At 56.4% G+C, this 24,051-nt stretch carries 23 protein-coding genes and 1 pseudogene; 15 read left to right on the forward strand and 9 right to left on the reverse strand.

The features are described from left to right. Positions 1–97 precede the first annotated feature (97 nt). Genes kdpE through kdpF form a run of 6 tightly spaced genes read right to left on the reverse strand, consistent with a single transcriptional unit; the run spans position 98 to position 7,885 of the window. Entirely contained in the window at positions 98–775 is a 678-nt protein-coding gene (kdpE, locus tag QVF11_RS22660; RefSeq protein ID WP_287859348.1) for a two-component system response regulator KdpE, read from the reverse strand. Beyond that, positions 772–3,459, reverse strand: coding sequence for a two-component system sensor histidine kinase KdpD (gene kdpD, locus QVF11_RS22665; RefSeq protein ID WP_287859350.1), 2,688 nt, complete (start codon positions 3,457–3,459; stop codon positions 772–774). Before kdpD ends, kdpE begins: the two co-directional genes overlap by 4 nt. Before the next feature lies 1 nt (position 3,460). Next, on the reverse strand, positions 3,461–4,036 hold the full coding sequence (gene kdpC, locus QVF11_RS22670) for a potassium-transporting ATPase subunit KdpC (protein ID WP_287859351.1): 576 nt from the start codon (positions 4,034–4,036) through the stop codon (positions 3,461–3,463). Positions 4,037–4,046: 10 nt separating this feature from the next. Then, positions 4,047–6,095, reverse strand: coding sequence for a potassium-transporting ATPase subunit KdpB (gene kdpB, locus QVF11_RS22675; RefSeq protein ID WP_112214490.1), 2,049 nt, complete (start codon positions 6,093–6,095; stop codon positions 4,047–4,049). Between the two features lie 21 nt (positions 6,096–6,116). Further along, positions 6,117–7,796, reverse strand: a complete 1,680-nt coding sequence (kdpA, locus tag QVF11_RS22680; protein ID WP_287859354.1) for a potassium-transporting ATPase subunit KdpA — start codon at positions 7,794–7,796, stop codon at positions 6,117–6,119. Next, complete coding sequence (gene kdpF, locus QVF11_RS22685) at positions 7,796–7,885, reverse strand: K(+)-transporting ATPase subunit F (RefSeq protein WP_112214488.1); 90 nt, start codon at positions 7,883–7,885, stop codon at positions 7,796–7,798. Before kdpF ends, kdpA begins: the two co-directional genes overlap by 1 nt. A gap of 309 nt (positions 7,886–8,194) precedes the next feature. Here kdpF and QVF11_RS22690 point away from each other — a divergent pair, with 309 nt between their 5' ends. The 3 genes and pseudogenes from QVF11_RS22690 to phrB all read left to right on the forward strand — a co-directional run bounded on the left by QVF11_RS22690 (position 8,195) and on the right by phrB (position 10,464). Continuing rightward, on the forward strand, positions 8,195–8,401 hold the full coding sequence (locus QVF11_RS22690; RefSeq protein WP_110277323.1) for a YbfA family protein: 207 nt from the start codon (positions 8,195–8,197) through the stop codon (positions 8,399–8,401). Between the two features lie 104 nt (positions 8,402–8,505). After that, a pseudogene (locus QVF11_RS22695) lies at positions 8,506–8,997 on the forward strand (DUF1722 domain-containing protein); the annotation flags it as partial. A 24-nt stretch (positions 8,998–9,021) separates the two neighbouring features. Continuing rightward, positions 9,022–10,464, forward strand: a complete 1,443-nt coding sequence (gene phrB, locus QVF11_RS22700) for a deoxyribodipyrimidine photo-lyase (protein WP_287859357.1) — start codon at positions 9,022–9,024, stop codon at positions 10,462–10,464. On the opposite strand, the gene dtpD is transcribed toward phrB, so the two are convergent. Next, complete coding sequence (gene dtpD / locus QVF11_RS22705) at positions 10,433–11,914, reverse strand: dipeptide permease DtpD (protein ID WP_287859359.1); 1,482 nt, start codon at positions 11,912–11,914, stop codon at positions 10,433–10,435. The genes phrB and dtpD overlap by 32 nt on opposite strands. 270 nt (positions 11,915–12,184) lie before the next feature. Between dtpD and QVF11_RS22710 the strand changes: the two genes are divergently transcribed. Genes QVF11_RS22710 through nei form a run of 8 tightly spaced genes read left to right on the forward strand, consistent with a single transcriptional unit; the run spans position 12,185 to position 18,501 of the window. Then, positions 12,185–12,928: a type 2 GTP cyclohydrolase I gene (locus tag QVF11_RS22710; RefSeq protein ID WP_110277319.1), complete on the forward strand. Its 744-nt coding sequence runs from the start codon at positions 12,185–12,187 to the stop codon at positions 12,926–12,928. A 15-nt stretch (positions 12,929–12,943) separates the two neighbouring features. Then, a complete protein-coding gene (gene pxpB / locus QVF11_RS22715) occupies positions 12,944–13,600 on the forward strand; it encodes a 5-oxoprolinase subunit PxpB (protein ID WP_110277318.1) in 657 nt (218 codons plus the stop codon). Continuing rightward, on the forward strand, positions 13,594–14,526 hold the full coding sequence (gene pxpC, locus QVF11_RS22720) for a 5-oxoprolinase subunit PxpC (protein ID WP_287859362.1): 933 nt from the start codon (positions 13,594–13,596) through the stop codon (positions 14,524–14,526). The genes pxpB and pxpC overlap by 7 nt, the downstream gene beginning before the upstream one ends. Further along, positions 14,516–15,262, forward strand: a complete 747-nt coding sequence (gene pxpA, locus QVF11_RS22725; RefSeq protein WP_112214483.1) for a 5-oxoprolinase subunit PxpA — start codon at positions 14,516–14,518, stop codon at positions 15,260–15,262. Before pxpC ends, pxpA begins: the two co-directional genes overlap by 11 nt. 59 nt (positions 15,263–15,321) lie before the next feature. Beyond that, positions 15,322–16,047 carry a DUF969 domain-containing protein gene (locus tag QVF11_RS22730; RefSeq protein WP_112214482.1) on the forward strand — a complete coding sequence of 242 codons (726 nt, stop codon included), beginning with the start codon at positions 15,322–15,324 and terminating at the stop codon, positions 16,045–16,047. Next, on the forward strand, positions 16,044–17,039 hold the full coding sequence (locus tag QVF11_RS22735) for a DUF979 domain-containing protein (RefSeq protein ID WP_142512013.1): 996 nt from the start codon (positions 16,044–16,046) through the stop codon (positions 17,037–17,039). Before QVF11_RS22730 ends, QVF11_RS22735 begins: the two co-directional genes overlap by 4 nt. A gap of 9 nt (positions 17,040–17,048) precedes the next feature. Next, the gene (pcp, locus tag QVF11_RS22740) at positions 17,049–17,693 is read left to right on the forward strand and encodes a pyroglutamyl-peptidase I (protein WP_112214480.1); all 645 of its coding nucleotides are present in this window, start codon (positions 17,049–17,051) and stop codon (positions 17,691–17,693) included. Between the two features lie 16 nt (positions 17,694–17,709). Further along, the gene (nei, locus tag QVF11_RS22745) at positions 17,710–18,501 is read left to right on the forward strand and encodes an endonuclease VIII (protein WP_287859365.1); all 792 of its coding nucleotides are present in this window, start codon (positions 17,710–17,712) and stop codon (positions 18,499–18,501) included. A 127-nt stretch (positions 18,502–18,628) separates the two neighbouring features. Here the strand turns inward: nei and gltA are convergent, their stop codons facing one another. Both gltA and QVF11_RS28740 read right to left on the reverse strand, forming a co-directional pair. Then, on the reverse strand, positions 18,629–19,912 hold the full coding sequence (gene gltA / locus QVF11_RS22750) for a citrate synthase (protein ID WP_110277311.1): 1,284 nt from the start codon (positions 19,910–19,912) through the stop codon (positions 18,629–18,631). A 211-nt stretch (positions 19,913–20,123) separates the two neighbouring features. Further along, entirely contained in the window at positions 20,124–20,228 is a 105-nt protein-coding gene (locus QVF11_RS28740; protein WP_420915780.1) for a hypothetical protein, read from the reverse strand. Between the two features lie 443 nt (positions 20,229–20,671). On the opposite strand from QVF11_RS28740, the gene sdhC reads away from it, so the two are divergent. Genes sdhC through sdhB form a run of 4 tightly spaced genes read left to right on the forward strand, consistent with a single transcriptional unit; the run spans position 20,672 to position 23,915 of the window. Then, positions 20,672–21,076 (forward strand): succinate dehydrogenase cytochrome b556 subunit, encoded by a 405-nt coding sequence (gene sdhC, locus QVF11_RS22755; RefSeq protein ID WP_167492800.1) that lies wholly within the window; start codon positions 20,672–20,674, stop codon positions 21,074–21,076. Next, entirely contained in the window at positions 21,070–21,417 is a 348-nt protein-coding gene (gene sdhD, locus QVF11_RS22760; RefSeq protein WP_112214478.1) for a succinate dehydrogenase membrane anchor subunit, read from the forward strand. The genes sdhC and sdhD overlap by 7 nt, the downstream gene beginning before the upstream one ends. Then, positions 21,417–23,183 carry a succinate dehydrogenase flavoprotein subunit gene (sdhA, locus tag QVF11_RS22765; RefSeq protein WP_112214477.1) on the forward strand — a complete coding sequence of 589 codons (1,767 nt, stop codon included), beginning with the start codon at positions 21,417–21,419 and terminating at the stop codon, positions 23,181–23,183. The genes sdhD and sdhA overlap by 1 nt, the downstream gene beginning before the upstream one ends. A gap of 15 nt (positions 23,184–23,198) precedes the next feature. Continuing rightward, positions 23,199–23,915, forward strand: a complete 717-nt coding sequence (sdhB, locus tag QVF11_RS22770; protein WP_110277308.1) for a succinate dehydrogenase iron-sulfur subunit SdhB — start codon at positions 23,199–23,201, stop codon at positions 23,913–23,915. Positions 23,916–24,051 lie beyond the last annotated feature (136 nt).

Genomic DNA, 24,051 nt, shown 5'->3' on the forward strand with positions numbered 1-24,051 from the left:
CGGGCTACCTGACCGGCAGACGGCGGTGAACCCGTAGCCCGACTGAGCACAGCGCCCCGGGAAACCATCGACACGCGATCGCAACCTGGGGCAACGGCTACGGCATAAACCGGTAACCGATCCCCGTTTCGGTGAGCAAATGATGCGGTCGCGCCGGGTCAACCTCCAGCTTTTGCCGCAGGTGTCCCATATAAATCCGCAGATAGTGGCTATGCTCCACCGCATTCGGTCCCCAGACCTGATTGAGCAGCTGTCGCTGGGTCAGCACCTTGCCAGGATTATTTAACAATACTGCAAGCAGACGAAATTCGATTGGCGTCAGGTGGATCTCTTCGTCGCCGCGAACGATGCGGCGAGCGGGGATATCCACCTCAATATCGGCAAAACGTACCAGTGGCTCGTCGGCCTGCGCACCAGCGTGGCGACGCATGGCCACCCGCAACCGCGCCTGCAGCTCGCCAATACCAAAAGGTTTGCTCAGATAGTCATCGGCACCGGCGTCGAGAGCGGCGATTTTATCCTGCTCCTCGGTGCGTGCCGATAACACGATAATCGGCATTTGGCTCCACTGGCGAACTTCGCGAATAAACGCGTTGCCATCACCATCGGGCAGGCCAAGATCGAGAATGACTAAATCCGGCTTGCGGGTGGCGGCTTCAATCAGCCCGCGTTGCAGCGTTTCCGCCTCAAATACCCGCATGCCGTCGGCTTCCAGCGCGGTGCGCAGAAAGCGGCGGATAGCGTTTTCGTCTTCGATGATCAAAACGTTAATCACATTTCCTCGGCTAACTCTTTCAGTTCAGGGGGCGCTTCTCGCGGCAGTGTAACACGGAAACAGGCACCGCCTTCCGGACGCGTTGCGCCGCTAATCGTCCCGCCGTGGACTTCGACAATGGCCTCACAAATCGCCAGCCCCAGGCCGACGCCGGGAATTGCCGACTCCTTATTGCCGCGAGCGAACTTATCAAAGATAGCCTGTTCCTGCCCCGCTGGGATACCGGGCCCGTTATCCCAGACCTCCAGAAACAAATTATGCGGATCGGTATGCGCCGCTATGCCGATTTGCGCCTGCGGCCCGGCGTATTTCACCGCATTTTCCAGCAGATTAATCAGCACCCGTTCAAATAGCGGACCGTCAACGTGTACCAGCAGCAGCGGGTCCGGCAGCGCAAGCTGAATATGCCGCCCGCCGAGACCCGGCTCCAGCATACGCAAAGCGCTGCCGACAACCTCTTCCAGGGTTAACCACTCTTTATGCAAATTAAAGCCGCCGGACTGGATCCGCGCCATATCGAGCAGATTATTGACCAGCCTGGTGGTGTTCAGCACATGCTGGCGAATCTCATTGGCCTGTGGGGCATGCTTCGAACCCTCGGTGGCGAGATCAAGCGTCAGGATCTCCGCCTGACCAAACAGCACCGTCAGCGGGGTGCGCAAATCATGTGACAGCGCCGCCAGCAGCGAGTTGCGCAGGCTTTCGCGTTCGCTGTTCAGCCGAGCCTGCTCTTCGCTGGCGGTTAACGTCAGCCGCTCCAGCGCGCTGGCGACCAGCAGGGTGAAGGTTTCCAGCAGACGCTGTTGCTCGGGGATCATTAGCTGGCGCAAATTATCCGGTTCTACCACCAGCAATCCCCAGGTACGGGCGGCGCTTTTTAGCGGCAGAATCTGATAGGGCACGCCGGGAAGGGTGTCGGTACCAGCTCCGGCGGGCTGGCCTTTATCGAAGCTCCAGCGGGCAATAGCGTCATCCCAGGTGATGGCTGCGGTTTGCTGAGTTAGCGGCGAGAGTCTTCCGGCATCATCGGGCAGCAGCAGCTGGCTGCGCGCCTGAAACGTCGAGGCAATAAATCGCTCGCTGGTGGTGGCGATATCCTCATGGCTGCGGCCCACCGCCAGCGCTTTTGACATTTCGTAAAGATGACGGGTGCGCCGTTCGCGATAGCGCGCCACCCGCGCCTGATAGCGCACGCCAGCGGTTAGATTGCCGATAAGCAGTCCGACGGTCAGCATCACGCCAAAAGTCAGCAGATACTGCACATCGGAAACAGCCAGCGTACCGCGCGGCGCAACAAAGAACAGGTCAAAGCTGACCACGTTCACCATCGTCGCCAGTACCGACGGCCAACGGCCATACACGAGGGCAATAATCACCACCCCGAGCAGATACAGCATCACCAGGTTGGCGGCCTCGAAGGCCATTAACCACTGCATCGCCACCACGGTAATGACCGCGCACAGCGCGATGGCGACCACGCAGCCCTGAACCTGCAAACGCCATTTTTCCATCGCCGTGCGGCCATCGCTGGCGCGAGCGGGTAGAGGGGCGGTCTTTTCATCCAACGCGATGACGACCAAATCGAGATCCGGTGCGTGCCGGGCCAGACGATCGGCGAAGCCGCTGCGATCCCACCAGCGCCGTTTTTGCTGGCGGCCAATCACTATTTTGCCGAGGTTATGCTCGCGGGCGTAGTGCAGAACGGCCTTCTCTTCCGAAGGATCGGAGAGAGTGGCAGTTTCTGCCCCCAGCTCCTGCGCCAGCCGAAGCGCCGCCAGAATTGCCCGTCGCTTTGCTTCCGGCAGACGATGCAAAGAAGGGGTTTCAACATACACCGCATGCCAGACGCTACCCAGCCTGGCAGCCAGTCGGGCTGCGGCGCGGACCAGCTTTTCGCTACCGGTATTATGGCCAATGCACAGCAAAATGGCGTCGCGGGTGTGCCAGACCTTTTCCTGGCCCTGACGGTCGCGCCAGGCGCGCATCTGCTCATCGACCCGATCGGCGGTACGGCGCAACGCCAGCTCGCGCAGGGCAATCAGGTTGCCTTTGCGAAAGAAGTTTTCGATAGCCCGCTCAGCCTGACCGCCGATATAAACTTTGCCTTCATTAAGCCGCTGGCGGAGATCGTCGGGGGGAAGGTCGACGAGAACCACATCATCGGCGGCGTCAAAAAACGGGTCGGGGACGGTTTCGCGCACCTGTACGCCGGTGATGCCGCTGACCACATCGTTAAGGCTTTCCAGATGCTGGACGTTGACGGTAGTAAAAACGTCGATGCCGGCTTCGAGTAGCTCTTCAACGTCCTGCCAGCGTTTAGGATGTCGCGAGCCGGGCGCGTTGCTGTGCGCCAGCTCATCGACCAGGATCAGCGCCGGACGGCGGGCCAGCGCGCCGTCAAGGTCAAACTCTTTAACGTAGCGCCCGCGATGGGAAAGGCGGCGCAGGGGGAGGGTGCTGAGCCCCTCAAGCATTGCCGCTGTCTCTTTACGCCCATGGGTTTCTGCCACGCCAACCAGAATATCCAGCCCCTGGGCGCGCAGCCGCTGCGCTTCCGCCAGCATCGCCCAGGTTTTACCGACCCCCGCGCAGGCACCAAAAAACACCTTCAGTTTTCCGCGATGTGCAGAGGCGGTTTGTTGTAACAGGCGGTCTGGGTCCGGACGCAGCGGCTCGTCACTCATTTCACTTATCCTTTAGGGCATCCAGCGACATATTCAGCTGCAGTATATTTACCACAGGTTGGCCGAGAAAACTGAGCAACGGTTTTTGCGTTGCCTCGTCAACCAACTGGCTGACTTGTTCAACGCTAAGCTGACGTGCTTTGGCGACGCGAGGTACCTGCCACAGCGCAGCGGCCGGGGTCAGGCTGTAATCCAGCCCGCTCGCTGAAGCGGTCACCAGTTCAACCGGCACCGTCGGATTTGCATCCGGGTTGGCGTCGCGCAGGGCCTGTACTCGTTCGCTGATGGCTTTATCCAGCGCCGGATTGCTGGCGGCAAGGTTGCTGCCGCCGGAAGCCAGCGGGTTATCCGCCACCTCCGCCGTCGCGGAAGGTCGGCCCTGGAAATAGCCCGCAGCGGTAAAGTTCTGACCGATCAGGCGGGAACCACGCACTTCGCCGTCAATGCGCACCAGCGAGCCGTTGGCCTGCTGCGGAAACCACCACTGTCCCAGCGCGGTGGTTAATAGCGGATAGACGCCGCCGGTGATGAGCGTTAACAGAATAAAAAGTACAAGAACCGGACGAATTATTGACATGATTATCTCCTTACAGCAGCCCGGTCAGGGTCAGTAACAGGTCGATAGCTTTGATGCCGATAAACGGCACCAGCAGTCCGCCCAGGCCGTAGACCCACAGATTACGGCGCAACATCGCCGAGGCAGACAGCGGCTTATAGCTCACGCCTTTCAGCGCCAGCGGGATCAGAAAGACGATAATCAGCGCGTTAAAAATTACCGCGCTTAAAATCGCCGATGAAGGCGAATGCAGATGCATCACGTTAAGCATCGCCAGCGGTGGATAGACGGCGGCAAACGCGGCCGGAATAATGGCGAAATATTTCGCCACATCGTTGGCAATACTGAAGGTGGTTAAAGAGCCACGGGTCATCAGCATCTGTTTACCGATATGCACGACCTCGATCAGTTTGGTGGGGTTGGAGTCCAGATCCACCATGTTGCCGGCCTCTTTTGCCGCTTGGGTACCGGAGTTCATCGCCACCGCCACGTCGGCCTGCGCCAGCGCCGGGGCATCGTTGGTACCGTCACCGGTCATCGCCACTAGCCGTCCTTCGGATTGATATTGGCGGATCAATGCCAGCTTGGCTTCCGGCGTGGCTTCGGCAAGGAAGTCATCCACTCCGGCCTCTGCGGCAATGGCGGCGGCGGTCAGGCGGTTATCGCCAGTGATCATCACCGTTTTAATCCCCATTTTACGCAGTTGAGCAAAACGCTCTTTAATGCCGCCTTTGACGATATCTTTGAGTGAAATAATCCCCAGCACCCGCTCGCCTTCGGCAACCACCAGCGGCGTTGCGCCGAGGCGCGCGACCTCTTCAACCTGTTTATCGACATCGGCTGGAAAGTGGCCGCCGTTGGCTTCCACATGGCGACGAATGGCGTCGACTGAACCTTTGCGGATCATGCGTTGGTCGATATTGATGCCGCTCATCCGGGTCTGGGCGGTAAACGGCACGAAGGTGGCGTGCAGTGATTGCAGATCGCGCTCGCGCAGATTAAAGCGCTGCTTCGCCAGTACCACGATACTGCGACCTTCCGGGGTTTCATCTGCCAGCGAAGAGAGCTGGGCGGCATCGGCAAGGGTTTTCTCCTCCACGCCCTGAGCGGGCAGGAACGCCGAGGCCTGGCGGTTGCCGAGCGTGATGGTGCCGGTTTTGTCCAGCAGCAGCACGTCGACATCGCCCGCCGCTTCGACCGCGCGACCGCTGGTAGCGATCACGTTAGCGCCGAGCATCCGGCTCATCCCGGCGACCCCGATGGCTGACAGCAGGCCGCCGATGGTGGTTGGGATCAGGCACACCAGCAGCGCCACCAGTACCGTGACGCTCACCGCGTTACCGCTCCAGGCGGAGAAGGGCCAGATGGTGGCGGTGGCGAGCAGAAATACCAGAGTCAGGGCGATAAGCAGGATGGTCAGCGCAATTTCGTTCGGCGTTTTGCGCCGCTGTGCCCCTTCAACCATGGCGATCATCCGGTCAAGGAACGTTTCGCCGGGGTTAACGCTACAGCGGATCACCAGCCAGTCGGAAAGAATACGCGTCCCGCCGGTCACCGAGGCGAAGTCGCCGCCGGATTCACGGATAACCGGCGCAGATTCGCCGGTAATGGCGCTTTCATCTACCGATGCGCCGCCTTCGAGAACTTCGCCATCGCAGGGAATAATATCCCCTGCCTCGACCAGCACCACGTCGCCTTTGCGCAGCTCTTCGGCGGGCACGTGATCAATTTGCGCATCGTGTTGTGGGGCGCGTAGTTTGCGGGCAAATGAGGTCTTTTGTACCCCTTTAAGGCTATTGGCCTGCGCTTTACTGCGGCCTTCAGCCATCGCTTCGGCGAAGTTGGCGAATAGCACCGTGAACCACAGCCAGATACTGACGGTGGCGGTAAACCCGGCGCTACCCGCGATCTGCCCGCTGGCCATGGCGATGGCGAGCAGGGTGGTTAACAGGCTGCCAATCCAGACGATAAACATTACCGGGTTACGCCACTGTACTGACGGGCTAAGTTTTTTCACGGCGTCCAGCAGCGCCTGGCGCACCAGCGTCGGCTCCAGCAGGGCTAATGATTTGCGACTCATAACAGGTTGCTCCGCTATCGCTTAAAGTAAGGAAAAGTGTTCCGCCAGCGGGCCGAGCGCCAGCGCGGGGATAAAGGTCAGCGCACCGACCAGCAGTACGGTACCGATCAGCAGTCCGATAAACAGCGCGTCGTGGGTGGCGAGCGTACCGGTACCGGCAGGCTGAATTTTCTTCGTTACCAGCGAACCGGCAATGGCCATCACCGGAATAATGACCGCGAAGCGACCGACCAGCATGCAAAACGCGAGCAGCAGATTCCAGAATGGCGTTGCCGCGCTTAAGCCACCAAAGGCGCTACCGTTGTTATTAGCCGCCGAGGTAACGGCGTACAGCACTTCGCTGAAGCCGTGCGGACCAGGGTTAAACATCCCTGCGCGCCCAGCCTCGGTCATCATCGCCAGCGCCGTACCGAGCAGCACCAGCGTTGGTGTAACCAGAATGGCCAGCGCAATCATCTTCATTTCGCGGACATCGATTTTCTTACCGAGGTACTCCGGCGTGCGGCCAATCATCAGCCCGGCGATAAATACCGCCAGCATCACGAACAGCAGCATGCCATATAGCCCCGAGCCAACGCCGCCGAACACCACTTCGCCAATCTGCATTAACCACATTGGCACCATCCCGCCCAGTGCGGTAAAGGAGTCATGCATCGCGTTGACCGCCCCGCAGGAAGCGGCGGTAGTGACCACGGCGAACAGGCTACTGGCGAGAATACCGAAGCGGCTCTCTTTGCCTTCCATATTCAGACTGCTATCGGCGCCGAGGCTTAAAAGATGCGGATTGCCGCGGGTTTCGGCCCACATGACGACCGCCACGCAGACGATAAAGATAAGCGTCATCGCCCACAGGATGGCCCGTCCCTGGCGGCGATCGCCCACGACCTCGCCGAAGGCGAAACACAGCGCCGCCGGGATCAAAAAGATCGCCAGCATCTGCACCATGTTGGTCAGCGCGGTGGGGTTTTCAAACGGGTGCGCCGAGTTGGCGTTAAAGAAGCCGCCGCCGTTGGTACCCAGCATTTTAATCGCTTCCTGCGAGGCGACCGGCCCCATCGGCAGCATCTGGCGTACCCCTTCAAGCGATGTAAAACCCTGATACGGCGCAAAGCTCTGCGGCACGCCCTGCTGAATAAAGAACAGCGCAATCAGCAGCGAAATGGGCAGCAGCAGCCAGAGGGTGATGCGGGTCAGGTCGATCCAGGCGTTACCAAGCGTGCTGACTTTCTGTCGGGCGTAAGCGCGAGTAAGGGCAAAGATCACCGCGATGCCGGTGGCGGCGGAGAGGAAGTTTTGCACCGCCAGCCCCACCATTTGGCTGAGATAGCTCATGGTAGCTTCCCCAGCATAGGCCTGCCAGTTGGTGTTGCTGACAAAACTCACTGCCGTATTCAGCGCCAGATCCCAGGACAAGCCGGGTAGGTGCTGCGGATTAAGCGGCAGGAAGCCCTGGAACATAAGCAACGCAAACAGCGCCACCAGACCCAGCGCGTTAAACAGCAGGATGGCGAATAAATATTGATACCAGTTCATCTCCTGCGAACGAATGCCCGCAGCACGCCATAATCCGCGTTCGATACCGGCAAGTCCCGGTAACGGGGCATCGTTGATCATCGTCGCCAGCGCTGTTCCCAGCGGACGAGCCAGGAGCATCAGTAGCAGAATAAAGCTCGCGATGAGTAAAAATCCTTGAGCTGCCATCAGAATGCCTCCGCATGTATCAAGGCATAAACCAGATAAGCCAGCAACAGGAACACCAGCGCTACGCCAGCGATTACGCCTGCAGTCACAATCCACCTCCGGGTGTCTTTTTGATTTACGAGGAGGATAGGAAGTCGGGCGCAAAGATTTCGCAAAAATTAGCTGCAAGGGTGTAAAAAAAATATAAAAATCACCAATCCCTTAATTTAACTAATGGTTAGTATTAATTTAACCTTTATGTAACTAAGTTACCGGATGAATGTAAATAAAGGCTAAATAAGTGCTTTTTAGTGGTCGGATGAGTAGTAAAATTACAGCCAAGGCGGTACTATTTTAACCAGATACACATTGATACTTTACCGGCGTTGATTGCCGGCCTGACAAAGGGGAGAGAAATTATGGCGTTGTACAAAACTTATCCTGCTCACGTAATCTTCGCGCGTCGCACTTTCGCCGTTGTGGCTGGCGTGGCGGCGCTTCCGGTGATGTTGTTCTGGAAAGATCGTGCTCGTTTTTACAGCTGGCTGCACCGCGTGTGGTCAAAAACCAGCGACCAGCCGGTATGGATGGCGCAGGCGGAAAAAGCCTCCGCAGATTTTTACTGATATCCACATATCGTCTGAACGCTGTAAACCGCTGGTTCGTCCGGCGGTTTTTTTTTGCCTGTTGTGGCTTACACTTATTACTCCTGATGATACAAGGAGCCGTAATGAGCGACACCTGGCTGGAAGACGATAACAAAACCCGCATTTACACCTTACGTGAACTGGATAATCTGCGCCGCGATGGGCTGACCCGGGGCAACCTGGTGGATTTTCATAGCCGCTACAAGCTGATACTGCTGGCGCATTCACAACCTGAATACCGCCAGATTGGGCCTTTTGTGGCAGCCATGGCTGACTGGCCTTCGCTGGACGCCTTTTTTGACGCCTATCGTGAGCGTCTGGTGACACTGCTGGCTCATCCCTCCACCCGGCAAAATCATACTAATGTGCTCATGCACGTTCAGGGTTATTTCCGCGAACATCTCACTGCCCAACAGAAGCAGGCGTTGACTGCACTTATCGACGACTATCGTTTGGGAAAAGAGCCGCTGCTTGCGCCGGTGAATCAGCTCAAACACTATATGGCCGAATTTCCGGACGCTTATCTCTCCGGCCAGCGCTACTTCACCGGCTGGCCGCAAGCGCTGGACGAATAAAAAATCACTGATTGCAGGAGTTTTATGGCCACCCATCTGGTCTGGTTTCGCGCGGACTTGCGCGTTCACGATAACCTTGCGCTTGCTGCTGCCTGTCGCGATCCTCATGCTCGCGTGGTGGCGTTGTTTATCGCCACGCCGGGACAATGGCGTCAGCACGGCATGGCGTCGCGTCAGGCGGCATTTATTGTCAGTCATCTTGATAGCTTACAAATGGCGCTGGCCGAGCGGGGGATCCCGCTGCTCATTGAACATGCGGAGGACTTCGCCGCCAGCGTGACGCTGCTATCTGAAGTCTGTAAGCGGCAGCAGGTCAACCATCTTTTCTATAATTACCAGTATGAAATTAATGAACGCCAGCGCGATGCGTTAGTTGAGAAAAACTTACAAGGCGTGATATGTCAGGGTTTTGATGACAGTGTGTTGCTACCGCCCGGCAGCGTGCTGACCGGCAATCGCGAAATGTATAAGGTGTTTACGCCGTTTAAAAATGCCTTTATTCGCCGTTTGCAGGAGGCGCTGCCGGAGTGCGTTGCTGCGCCGAAAGCTCGCGCCGGTGGGGCAATAGATGCAACGGCTGAAGTGAAAATAGACTATTCGCAGACGCCGTTTGATAGCGACCTGTTTGCTGCGGATGAAAAAGCCGCTATCAATCAGCTACGCCGTTTTTGCCAGCAGAAGGCCGCCGATTATGATGAGCAGCGCGACCTTCCGGCCATCGAGGGGACCAGCCGACTGTCGCCGTGCCTGGCGGTTGGCGTGCTTTCACCGCGTCAGTGCCTGCATCGCCTGCTGGTGGAGCAGCCGCGAGCGCTGGAGGGGGAAGCGGGGGCGGTTTGGCTCAACGAACTTATCTGGCGCGAGTTTTATCGCCATCTGATGGTTTACTACCCGAACCTGTGTAAAGGACGACCTTTTATCGCCTGGACCGATAACGTGGCGTGGTTGGATGATAAATCCGCGCTTCAGGCCTGGCAGCGCGGGCAGACCGGCTTCCCGATTGTCGATGCGGCGATGCGTCAGCTCAATACCACAGGGTGGATGCATAATCGCTTGCGAATGATTGTTGCCAGCTTCCTGGTCAAAGATCTGCGTATCGACTGGCGGTTGGGGGAGCGCTACTTTATCGAACAGCTGATTGATGGCGACCTGGCGGCGAACAATGGCGGCTGGCAGTGGGCGGCGTCAACTGGCACCGATGCTGCACCTTATTTCCGCATTTTTAACCCGACGACCCAGGGAGAGCGGTTTGATAAAGCGGGGCAGTTTATTCGTCACTGGTTGCCGGAGTTGGCCGATGTGCCGGAGAAAGCGGTGCACCAGCCGTGGCAGTGGGCGGAGAAAAATGGTGTGACGCTGGATTACCCGCGCCCGATTGTCGATCACAAACAGGCGCGGCTGGAGACGCTGGCGGCCTGGGAAGCCGCCAGAGAACTTAAGACTCCAGCGCCAGACGACGAGTCCTGACCTTCACCGAGTGGTACAGCCAGATAACCAGCACCAGGCCGACGCAGGCCAGCGAGCCCCAGGTGATCTGGCTGAACACCTCGATATAGGCGTTAATGGAGTAGTTAACGGCTCCGGCGGCGTCGAACGAACTTTGTGAGGTTTGGTCGGCAATCACCCCCGCCAGATAGTTGGCGATGGCCCCGGAGAGCAGCATATAGATGCCGGTCAGTACGCCGGTCACGCCAGGGATCTCAATACGGGTAATTTGCGACATCGCCACCGGGTCGATAAACAGCTCGGCGAAGCCCATCACCGCCAGCCCTAGCACCATCAGCGGCATTGAGGATTGCCCGTAAGCCGCCGACCAGCGCGCGCTCAGCGTCAGGATACAAAAACCGGCGCTCATCAGGCCGAGGCCCAGCGCGAACTTGCCCCAGATACGCACGGTACGGTTGCCGTTGATATTCTCTTTCACCAGCCACGCCAGCACGACCCCGCAGAGCATGACTGCAAAGGCGTTGACCGACTGGAACATCGCCGTCGGTATCTCGTAGCTCATAAAATGGCGGTTCACAAAGCGGTCTATATACAGGCTGATTGAGCTACCGCCCTGTTGCGCAAATGCCCAAAACAGCAGGCTGAAGCAGGTCAGCACCATAATCAGGCGCAGCTCTTTACGCTGTTTGGCAGTCTCTGCACGCAGGTAGATACGCGCCAGAACCGTCAGGCCAATAATCGTCGCCACAATCAGCGCATACACCGACCACTCCTGCCAGAACAGCACGGTAATCAACAACGGCGCCGTGACCAGCAGTACCAGCAGCCAGGCCCAGTTTGGCAACACGAAATTCCGCGCCCGCAACGCTTCGCGATTCACGCCCCGAGTGTGACGGAAGTGATGATTACCGCAAAGGAAAATGACCAGCCCGGCGATCATCCCGACTGCCGCCAGGGCGAAGCCCATTGCCCAACTGTACTCTTTCTGCACGTAGCCACAGGCGATTGGCGCAATGATCGACCCCACGTTACCCGCGGCATACATGAGCGAGAAGCCGCCATCGCGACGCGGATCGGTGGGTTCGTACAGTTCGCCGAGCAGACAGCTGACGTTGGATTTAAACAGCCCGTAGCCGCAGACGATAATCGCCAGCGACAGATAGAGGAAGGTGGGAGCGACTTCGCTGGCACCGAGCACCAGATGACCGACAGCCATCAGCAGGGCGCCAATCATCACCGCCATGCGGTTGCCGAGCAGCTTATCGGCCAGAAAACCACCGAGAATAGGGGTAACGTAAACCAGAGAGCAGTAGGCGCTGAACAGTTCGTACGCATGGTTATCGTCATACTTAAGCTGATTGGTGAGATACAAAATCAGCAGTGCGCGCATACCGTAAAAACTGAAATATTCCCAGATTTGCAGCGCGACGACGTAATAAATCGCCCGCGGCTGTGAAGATGATGTGTTCATTTAACGTTCTGTCCTGCCATAAAAAGGAAAGTCGATCTTTCTGCATGAATAGCCATCAACTAGTGATATTCATGGCCTTATAGGCTTTCTGGTTATTTAATATGCTGTAATAGTGCATAAATATACACGAATGCGCGTAGGAGGGAGTAGACAAATCGCGGGTTTTTGCTAAAAGTCAAAACAGACGCCGAAGCGGCAGAACTATCGACGGAGCGGGCGGATAACGCTATGTTATTCCTTTGCATTACACGAAGACCTGATGGAGCGATAATGAAAAATAGCGAACTGGAACAACTGATTAATGAAAAACTGAATAGCGCGGCCATCAGCGATTACGCCCCCAATGGGTTACAGGTGGAAGGGCGCGAGACGGTGCAAAAAATCGTGACCGGCGTGACCGCCAGCCAGGCGCTGCTTGATGAAGCCGTACGCCTGGAGGCCGATGCGGTGATTGTTCATCATGGTTATTTCTGGAAAGGCGAATCGCCAATTATTCGCGGCATGAAGCGCAACCGCCTCAAAACGCTGCTGGCTAACGATATCAACCTCTATGGCTGGCACCTGCCGCTCGACGCTCACCCGGAGCTGGGTAATAACGCTCAGTTGGCTTCATTACTTGGCATTAATGTGATGGGCGAAATCGAGCCGCTGGTGCCGTGGGGCGAACTGTCGATGGCGGTATCCGGGCTGGAGCTGGCCTCGTGGATTGAAGCACGGCTGGGGCGTAAACCGCTGTGGAGTGGTGATACCGGGCCGGACAAAGTGACCCGCGTGGCGTGGTGCACCGGCGGCGGCCAGAGCTTTATCGATAGCGCGGCCCGTTTTGGCGTTGATGCGTTTATTACCGGTGAAGTTTCGGAGCAGACCATCCACTCGGCGCGCGAACAGGGGCTGCATTTCTATGCCGCCGGCCATCATGCCACAGAGCGCGGCGGTATTCGCGCGTTAAGCGAATGGTTGACGGAAAACACCGAACTGGATGTCACGTTTATTGATATTCCGAACCCGGCTTGATGAACGGAGGCAAAAGTGCAGCGAGCGCGTTGTTATTTGTTAGGTGAAACGGCAGTGGTACTGGAGCTTGAACCTCCGGTGACGCTGGAGAGCCAGAAACGGATCTGGCGTTTAGCCCAGCGGCTGATTGGTCATACCGAGGTGGTGGAAGCTGTTCCGGGCATGAACAACATTACCGTGATATTGCGTAACCCCCAGCGAACGGCGTGGGATGCGATTGAGCGTTTGCAGCTCTGGTGGGAGGAGTGCGACACGCTTGAGCCGCAATCGCGGGAGATTTCGGTTCCGGTGGTTTACGGCGGCGAAGGGGGGCCGGATCTGGGAGAGGTGGCTCGCCACAGCGGCCTGAGCGAAAAGCAGGTGGTTGAACTGCACTCGTCGGTGGAGTACGTGGTGTGGTTCCTCGGCTTCCAGCCGGGCTTCCCGTACTTTGGCGGCTTGCCTGAGCAGCTGGCGATGCCGCGTCGGGCGGAGCCGCGTCTGCTGGTACCCGCCGGTTCTGTCGGTATCGGCGGGGCGCAAACCGGGATCTACCCGCTGGCCACGCCGGGCGGCTGGCAGCTTCTGGGCCATACGCCGCTGGCGCTGTTTGATCCGAAGCGCAAGGAACCGGTGCTGCTGCGTTCCGGTGACAGGGTGCGTTTCGTGCCGCAAAAGGAGGGCGTATGTTGAAGATTATCCGTGCCGGGATGTATACCTCGGTACAGGACGGCGGGCGTGAAGGGTTACGTCAGCTGGGTATCAGCCGCTGCGGCGCGATGGATAAACCGGCGCTGGTTATCGCCAATCTGCTGGTCGGTAATGGGGCCAACGCCGCAGCGCTGGAAATCACCCTGGGGCAGGTGGATATTCAGTTTGCCCGCGATGCCTGGTTTGCATTGACCGGTGCCGCCTGCGAAGCGACGCTGGATGGTCAACCGGTCTGGCTGGGCTGGCGCGTGGCAGCAAAAGCGGGTCAACGATTGGTGCTCAAAACGCCGCGGATCGGCATTCGCAGCTATCTGGCGGTGGCGGGAGGGATTGCGGTACCGAAAGTCCTCGGCTCGCGCAGTACCGATCTGAAAGTGGGAATTGGCGGCCTTGAGGGGCGACGATTACAGGATGGTGACCAGCTAAAACTGGGGAAATCGACGAAGCAGTTCAGCGCACCGCGTGGCGTAAAACAGTTGCCCGTGGGTAACTGGATCCGTGCCTTGCCGGGTCCGGAGTACCATGAGTTTGATAGCGCGTCGCAGCAAGCTTTCTGGCGCTCGCCGTGGCAGCTTAGCCCGCAGAGCAACCGGATGGGCTATCGCCTGCAAGGGCAGACTTTGGTGCGTACCACCAATCGGGAGATGTTTTCCCACGGCCTGCTGCCTGGCGTAGTGCAGGTTCCGCATAACGGCCAGCCTATCGTGCTGATGAACGATGCGCAGACTACCGGCGGCTATCCGCGCATTGCCAGCATTATCGAAGCCGATATGTATCAGCTGGCGCAAATACCGCTCGGCCAACCGATTCACTTTGTCCCCTGTACGCTGGAAGAGGCGCTGAAAGCCCGCGCCGATCAGCAGCGTTATCTGGAGCAACTGGCGTGGAGACTGAACGATGAAAATTGATTTGAATGCCGACCTCGGCGAAGGCTGTGGTAACGACAGCGCGTTATTACAACTGGTCTCGTCCGCCAATATCGCCTGCGGCTTTCACGCAGGGGATGCCGTGATGATGCATCAGTGCGTCCGGGAAGCGCTAAAGTACGGCGTTGCCGTGGGGGCGCATCCCAGCTTTCCTGACCGGGAGAATTTTGGCCGTACGGCCATGCAGTTGCCGCCGGAGACGGTTTATGCGCAGACGCTGTATCAGGTTGGTGCGCTGGCGGCGATGGTTCGTGCGGAAGGTGGCACGCTCCAGCACGTCAAACCTCACGGTATGCTCTACAACCAGGCGGCAAAAGACCCGCAGCTGGCGGACGCTATCGCCAGAGCTGTCCGCGATCTCGATTCGGCGCTGGTGCTGGTGGGGCTGGCGGGCAGTGAACTGATCCGCGCCGGGCAGCACTATCGCCTGACCACGCGGCAGGAAGTTTTTGCCGATCGCGGCTATCAGGCTGATGGCAACCTGGTACCGCGCACGCAGCCGGGGGCGCTTATCGATAGTGAAGAGCAGGCGCTGGCGCAGACCCTGGAAATGGTGCAACACAATCGGGTACGCAGCGTTACCGGAGAGTGGGCGCATGTGATGGCAGAAACCGTCTGTTTACATGGCGATGGGGAACATGCATTAGTTTTTGCGCGCCGCTTGCGTGCGGCGTTTGCCGGGCGCAATATACAGGTCAGCGCTGAAATAGAAGAATAAAAACAATATTATCAGTTAGTTAACAACAAACAACAATTCACAACATACAGGATGTTACTATGGGAGAGTCAGTATCCCTCTGGCCGTTGATCGGTATTGCCGCGATCGTGGTCGGATTCGTTTTGCGTTTCAACCCGGTGCTGGTGGTGATTATCTCCGGCATCGTCACCGGTCTGGCGGCCCATATGCCGGTTGCCACCATTCTTGAAAAGCTGGGTGAAGGGTTCCTTAATACCCGCAACCTACCGCTTATCCTGCTGTTGCCGTTGGCGGTTATTGGCCTGTTGGAGCGGCACGGCCTGAAAGAACGAGCGCAGGCGTGGATCGCGAAGATCCAAAGCGCTACATCTGGTCGTCTGCTTATCGTCTACTTGTTTATCCGTGAAGTGACCGCCGCGCTCGGGTTGACCAGCCTGGGTGGTCATCCCCAAATGGTGCGCCCGCTGCTGGCGCCGATGGCGGAGGGGGCTGCAGAGAAAGTCCACGGGCCGCTGCCCGGCGCAATTCGCTATCGTTTACGCGCTATGTCGGCCGCGACTGATAACGTCGGCTTATTTTTCGGTGAGGATATTTTCGTCGCCTTCGGTGCGATTATCTTTATGCATAACTTCATGCTGGAGTCGGGCGGTATTCAGACCGAACCGCTGCATATCGCCCTGTGGGGGATCCCGACGGCGGTCTGCGCCTTCTTGATTCACTCCGCGCGCCTGTGGCGGCTGGATCATCAGATACAGCGTGAATTGAAGAAGATCAATGCTGGCCGGACTGAAGGCGGTGCGGCATGAACTTCCAACAAAACTATCTCTACTGGCTTGCGGGCGTCATTTTGCTGATTGTGGCGGTGATGTCATGGCGGGACAAAGCGAATCCGCGCCGTCTGACTACCGGTTTGTTCTGGGGTCTGTACGGTGTTGTATTCCTGTTTGGTGACTGGACATACCAACTGTTCGGCGATAAACGCACCGTAAATATTGCCGTTGGCTGCGTGGTCGTGGTACTGGCACTGATTGCCGGTTTTGGCGGCGTGAAGCTGGGAAAATATCATCAACGTTCGCCTGAAGAGCGTACTGAGAGCGCGACCCGCCTCGGTAACCGGCTGTTCTATCCGGCACTGGCGATTCCGGTGGTGACGGTCGTCGGCGTCTTATTGTTTAATAATTTACCGTCGTTACAAGTGATGGTATTTGGCGCGGGTAACCACTCTACGCTGATTACTCTCTTCTCAATGACGCTCGGAACGTTGATCGGGCTGGCGATGGCTATTCGAATGACCCATGAAACGGCAGCGCAACCATTACAGGAAGCGCGTCGTCTGCTGGATTCGGTCGGCTGGGCGTTTATTTTACCGCAGATCCTCGCGGTTCTCGGGCTGCTGTTTACCGCTGCGGGCGTTGGCAATAGCATCTCCTGGCTGACGCAGAACTATCTGGCGGTAGACAGCCGGTTTATCGCCGTTGCCGTCTATACCATTGGCATGGCGCTGCTGACGATGATCATGGGTAACGCCTTTGCCGCGTTCCCCATTATTACCGCAGGGGTCGGCATTCCCATTCTGGTGCTTCAGCATGGCGGTAACCCGGCGGTGATGGCGGCGATTGGTATGTTTTCCGGCTATTGCGGCACCCTGATGACGCCAATGGCGGCCAACTTTAATATCGTTCCGGCAGCGTTACTGGATCTGCCGGATAAAAATGCGGTCATTAAGGCGCAGATACCGACTGGCGTACTGCTGCTTACCGTTAACGTCTTTTTGCTCTATTTCCTGATGTTCCTGTAAGGAGGGATCATGGCTGGTGTATTGATTACCGGTTTCGAGCCGTTTGGCGGCGAGGCGGTTAACCCTTCGTGGGAAGTGGTAAAGCAACTGGATGGCGTTATCATTGCCGGACAGCCTGTGGTGGCGCGGCAGCTGCCGTGCGTTTTTGGCGAAGCCCTCACGGTATTAAATGCCGCGCTGGATGAGCTGGATCCCGTCTTGACCCTTGCCGTTGGGCAGGCGGGAGGACGCGTCGATATTACCGTCGAACGGGTGGCGATTAACGTCGATGATGCGCGGATCCCGGACAATAAAGGTTTGCAGCCGATCGACGTGCCGATTGTTGCCGATGGTCCGGCGGCCTACTTCAGCTCGTTGCCGATCAAAGCGATCGTCTCCGCGCTGCGTGGTCGTGGGATCCCTGCATCGGTGTCGCAAACGGCGGGAACCTTTGTCTGCAACCATGTGATGTACGGTCTGTTGCATGGACTGCGTGCAAAGGCAGGCGCAAAGGGCGGCTTTATCCATATTCCCTATCTGCCGGAGCAGGCTGCGGCTCATCCTGGTGAAGCGAGCATGGCGGTAGATACGGTACGCGTAGCGCTGGAAACGGCTATCGCTGTTGCCCTGCAACAGGGCGATGACGTGAAAATCGGTGGCGGCGCCACGCACTAAACAGAAGGACATGATTATGCCGGAAGGCCCGGAAATCCGCCGTGCGGCGGATAGCCTGGAGGCGGCGATCAAAGGCGAACCCCTCACGCGAGCATGGTTCGCCTTTCCGCAATTACAATCTTATCAATCTCAACTGGTCGGTCAGCAGGTCACGCGCATTGAAACTCGCGGTAAGGCGCTGTTGACTCATTTCTCCGGTGGGCTGACGCTTTATAGCCATAATCAGCTGTACGGCGTCTGGCGGGTGGTCGAGGCTGAGTCTCAGCCAGAGACGACCCGCATTCTGCGCGTCAGGCTACAGACGGCGCGCAAGGCCATTTTGCTCTATAGCGCCTCCGATATTGAGATGCTGACCCCGGAACAGCTCGCTCAGCATCCGTTTTTGCTGCGGGTGGGGCCGGATGTGCTCGATATGACCCTCACTGTTGAACAGGTCAAAGAGCGGCTTCTATCGACGAAATTTCGCAACCGTCAATTCTCCGGGCTGCTGCTGGATCAAGCGTTTCTTGCGGGATTGGGGAATTATCTGCGCGTTGAGATCCTCTGGCAGGTGGGATTAACCGGGCGTCATAAAGCCTCTGAGCTGGATGACAAACAGCTTGATGCGTTGGCCCACGCGCTGCTCGATATCCCGCGTTTGTCCTACAACACGCGCGGTCTGGTGGATGAAAATAAGCATCACGGCGCGCTGTTTCGTTTTAAGGTTTTCCATCGTGAAGGGGAAGCCTGCGAGCGCTGCGGCGGGATTATCGAGAGAACCATGCTGTCGTCGCGACCGTTTTACTGGTGTCCGGGGTGTCAGCACTAGCTATATGCCTGTTTTCGTAGGCCCGGTAAGGCGCTAGCCGCCACCGGGCAATTCCAGCCAGGTGAAATTTGTCAGCCATAAAAAAACGCGCCATCAGGCGCGTTTTTTTATCTTCGCAATATCAGGCTTAGTATTTGATATCGTTTTTGAAATCGCGTTTTTCGTAGCCGGTGTACAGCTGACGTGGACGGGCGATTTTCATGCCATCGGTGTGCATTTCGTTCCAGTGTGCAATCCAGCCCACGGTACGCGCCATCGCGAAGATAACGGTAAACATGGAAGATGGGATGCCCATCGCTTTCAGAATGATACCGGAGTAGAAATCGACGTTCGGGTAAAGTTTCTTCTCGATGAAGTACGGGTCGTTGAGCGCAATGTGCTCAAGCTCCATTGCCACTTCCAGCAGATCGTCTTTGGTACCCAGTTCTTTCAGCACTTCATGGCAGGTTTCACGCATCACGGTGGCGCGCGGGTCATAGTTTTTATAAACACGGTGACCAAAGCCCATCAGGCGGAAAGAGTCATTTTTGTCTTTCGCACGACGCACAAATTCCGGAATGTGTTTAACCGAGCTGATCTCTTCCAGCATTTTCAGCGCCGCTTCGTTGGCGCCGCCGTGTGCCGGTCCCCACAGGGAAGCAATACCCGCAGCGATACAGGCGAACGGGTTCGCGCCAGAAGAGCCAGCGGTACGCACGGTGGATGTTGAGGCGTTCTGTTCGTGATCGGCATGCAGGATCAGGATACGGTCCATGGCGCGTTCCAGTATCGGGTTCACTTCATACTTTTCACACGGCGTGGAGAACATCATATTCAGGAAGTTACCCGCGTAGGAGAGGTCATTGCGCGGATAAACGAAAGGCTGGCCGATTGAATACTTGTAACACATCGCCGCCATAGTCGGCATTTTGGAAAGCAGGCGGAATGCGGCGATATCGCGGTGGCGTGGGTTATTCACATCCAGCGAATCGTGATAAAACGCAGCCAACGCACCGGTGATACCGCACATCACGGCCATCGGGTGAGAGTCGCGACGGAATGCGTGGAACAGACGGGTGATCTGCTCGTGAATCATGGTGTGGCGGGTAACGATAGTTTTGAATTCGTCGTACTGAGCCTGGGTCGGTTTTTCGCCGTTCAGCAGGATGTAGCACACTTCCAGGTAGTTGGAGTCGGTCGCTAACTGATCGATCGGGAAACCGCGGTGCAGCAGGATACCTTCATCACCGTCGATAAAGGTGATTTTAGATTCACATGATGCGGTTGAGGTGAAACCAGGGTCAAAAGTAAACACGCCTTTTGAACCAAGACTACGAATATCAATAACATCCTGACCGAGAGTGCCTTTTAGCACATCCAGTTCAATAGCAGTATCACCACCCAGGGTGATTTTTGCTTTAGCATCAGACATTTATGGTCTCCTTAGCGCCTTTATTGCTTAAGGCTGCCGGGTGGTGGATTTGCATTCGGCCCGTAGCAGATGACGTTACCAGTTTGTTATGTTGCACATCGCTCTGCGTCGCGAAAAGGGCAGGGTACAGAGCAAGGGCGCTTGATGGTAAGTCTTCAGTCTACGTTGAAACAACAGCAAATCAGCGTTTTAGCAGCCCGAATTTTATAAACTATATACCACTAATAACTGTCCTGATTACATCGGTCAATACTCTCTCACTGTTACATAACTTATTCGCAGGTAAAAGAGTGACCCCATAACTTTTGCCTATCATCGCATTTATCTGGTAATGGTTGTAACAATAATGTTTAATATTTGTCAAATCAGATGATTAAATTTTAAAAATATGTTGTTATCGTGACATTGATCACTGTTCGGGAGAAAACCCGACAAACTATATGTAGGTTAATTGTAATGATTTTGTGAACGGCCTATACTGCCGCCAGGTCTCCGGAACACCCTGCAATCCCGAGCCACCCAGCGTTATTTTGTCAGGTTTGAACTCTTGAAAAGGAGTTTTAATATGACTTCAGGTTATAGATAAGGACGCTGTCTGACCCGCAAGCAGACCGGAGGAAGGAAATCCCATAGTCTTTCACGCTTCAGGTGCGTTGGCTGCGCCCGCTCGCCCCGGTCACATAGTTATCTATGCTACCGGGTTTCCCGGACTTGCCGCCTTCCTGTAACGCGAAATCCAAAGGGAATAATAAGAACAGCATGTGGGCGTTATTCATGGTAAGAAATGTGAAAAAACAAAGACCTGTCAATCTGGATCTCCAAACGATCCGGTTCCCAATCACGGCGATAGCGTCCATTCTCCATCGCGTATCCGGAGTGATCACTTTTGTGGCGGTCGGGATTCTGCTTTGGTTGCTGGGCACCAGCCTTTCCTCTCCAGAAGGTTTCCTCACTGCGGCATCCATTATGAATAGCTTCTTTGTGAAGTTCATCATGTGGGGCATTTTAACCGCGCTGGCTTATCACGCAGTGGTAGGCATTCGCCATCTGCTTATGGATTTTGGCTATCTTGAAGAAACCCTCGAAGTAGGGACACGCTCCGCCAAGATTTCTTTTGTTATTACTGTCGTGCTTTCACTTCTCGCAGGAGTCCTCGTATGGTAAGCAACGCCTCAGCACTAGGACGCAACGGCGTACATGACTTTATTCTGGTCCGTGCTACCGCCGTCGTCCTCACCCTATACATCATCTACATGGTCGGCTTCTTTGCCACCACGGGTGAAATTTCATGGGAAGTCTGGACGGGTTTTTTCTCCTCCGCGTTCACTAAAGTCTTCACCCTGCTGGCTCTCGTATCCATTCTGATTCACGCCTGGATCGGTATGTGGCAGGTGTTAACGGACTACGTTAAACCACTGGCTGTACGCTTAATTCTGCAACTACTGATCGTTGTTGCGCTGGTGGCTTACGTTCTTTATGGATTTGTTGTGGTATGGGGTGTGTAATGAAATTGCCTGTCAGAGAATTTGATGCAGTTGTTATTGGTGCCGGTGGCGCAGGTATGCGCGCGGCGCTGCAAATTTCCCAGAGCGGCCAGACCTGTGCGCTGCTCTCCAAAGTTTTTCCGACCCGTTCCCATACCGTTTCCGCACAGGGTGGCATCACCGTGGCGCTCGGTAATACCCATGAAGATAACTGGGAATGGCACATGTACGACACCGTAAAAGGGTCGGACTATATTGGTGACCAGGACGCCATTGAATATATGTGCAAAACCGGTCCGGAAGCGATTCTTGAATTGGATCATATGGGCCTGCCGTTCTCTCGTCTCGACGATGGCACCATCTATCAACGTCCGTTTGGCGGCCAGTCGAAAAACTTCGGCGGCGAGCAGGCGGCACGTACCGCAGCGGCGGCTGACCGTACTGGTCACGCCTTACTGCACACGCTGTATCAGCAGAACCTGAAAAACCATACCACTATTTTCTCTGAGTGGTATGCGCTGGATCTGGTGAAAAACGCCGATGGCGCCGTGGTCGGTTGTACCGCCCTGTGTATCGAAACCGGTGAAGTGGTCTACTTCAAAGCCCGCGCAACCGTGCTGGCGACCGGCGGCGCAGGCCGTATTTACCAGTCCACCACCAACGCGCATATCAATACCGGTGACGGCGTTGGCATGGCTATCCGCGCTGGTGTTCCGGTGCAGGATATGGAGATGTGGCAGTTCCACCCAACCGGTATCGCCGGGGCAGGGGTTCTGGTTACTGAAGGCTGCCGTGGTGAAGGCGGATACCTGCTGAACAAACACGGCGAGCGCTTTATGGAGCGCTATGCCCCGAATGCGAAAGACCTGGCGGGTCGTGACGTGGTGGCGCGTTCCATCATGATCGAAATCCGCGAAGGCCGCGGCTGCGACGGTCCATGGGGCCCGCACGCGAAACTGAAACTCGACCATCTGGGTAAAGAAGTTCTCGAATCCCGTCTGCCGGGTATCCTTGAGCTCTCCCGTACCTTCGCCCACGTTGACCCGGTTAAAGAGCCGATTCCGGTTATTCCAACCTGCCACTATATGATGGGCGGTATTCCGACCAAAGTAAGCGGCCAGGCGCTGACCGTCAACGAGCAGGGCGAAGACGTGGTGATTCCGGGGCTGTTTGCGGTGGGTGAAATCGCCTGCGTATCGGTCCACGGCGCTAACCGTCTGGGCGGCAACTCGCTTCTTGACCTGGTGGTCTTTGGCCGCGCGGTCGGTCTGCATTTGCAAGAATCTATCGCCGAACAGGGCGTTCTGCGCGATGCAACGGATGAAGAAATCGATGCTTCTCTGGAACGTCTGAATCGCTGGAACGGTAACCGTAACGGTGAAGACCCGGTCGAAATCCGCAAAGCGCTGCAAGAATGTATGCAGCACAACTTCTCGGTATTCCGCGAAGGTGATGCGATGGCGAAAGGTCTTGAGCAGCTGAAAGCTATCCGCGAGCGTCTGAAAAATGCCCGTCTGGATGATACTTCCAGCGAGTTCAACACCCAGCGCGTTGAGTGCCTGGAGCTGGATAACCTGATGGAAACCGCTTACGCCACTGCGGTATCTGCAAACTTCCGTACTGAAAGCCGTGGCGCGCATAGCCGCTTCGACTATCCGGATCGTGATGATGCGAACTGGCTGTGTCATTCCCTGTATCTGCCAGAATCGGAATCCATGACGCGACGTCAAGTCAATATGGAACCGAAACTGCGTCCGGCATTCCCGCCGAAGATTCGTACTTATTAATGCGGAGACAGGAATATGAAACTCGAGTTTTCAGTTTATCGTTATAACCCGGACGTAGACGATGCTCCGCATATGCAGGATTACACCCTGGAAGCGGAAGAAGGTCGCGACATGATGCTGCTCGATGCGCTGATGCAGCTGAAAGAAAAAGATCCGTCGTTGTCGTTCCGTCGTTCCTGCCGTGAAGGGGTTTGTGGCTCCGACGGCCTGAACATGAACGGCAAAAATGGTCTGGCCTGCATCACACCTATTTCCGCGCTGAATAAGCCAGGTAAGAAGATTGTTATCCGTCCGCTACCAGGGTTGCCGGTTATTCGCGATTTGGTTGTAGACATGGGGCAATTCTATGCACAATATGAGAAGATTAAGCCTTACTTGTTGAATAATGGGCAAAATCCTCCGGCTCGCGAGCATCTGCAGATGCCAGAGCAGCGTGAGAAACTTGATGGCTTGTACGAGTGTATTCTCTGCGCATGTTGTTCGACGTCTTGCCCGTCGTTCTGGTGGAACCCGGACAAGTTTGTCGGCCCGGCAGGTCTGCTGGCGGCGTATCGCTTCCTGATTGACAGCCGCGATACCGAAACCGACAGCCGTCTTGAAGGATTGAGCGATGCTTTCAGCGTATTCCGCTGTCACAGCATTATGAACTGCGTCAGTGTTTGTCCTAAGGGTCTGAACCCGACGCGCGCCATCGGCCATATTAAGTCGATGCTGCTGCAGCGTAGTGCGTAAGTAGTCATTGTTGCCGGATGGCGACGTACCGTCTTATCCGGCCTACATCCCCCGTAGGCCTGATAAGCGAAGCGCCATCAGGCAACAAAAATGCAGGAAACCTTTAAAAACTGCCAAATCTGCTTTCTCCCATGAG

Origin of the sequence: Klebsiella sp., from assembly GCF_027492335.1 — a bacterium.
Taxonomy (GTDB): domain Bacteria; phylum Pseudomonadota; class Gammaproteobacteria; order Enterobacterales; family Enterobacteriaceae; genus Klebsiella; species Klebsiella huaxiensis.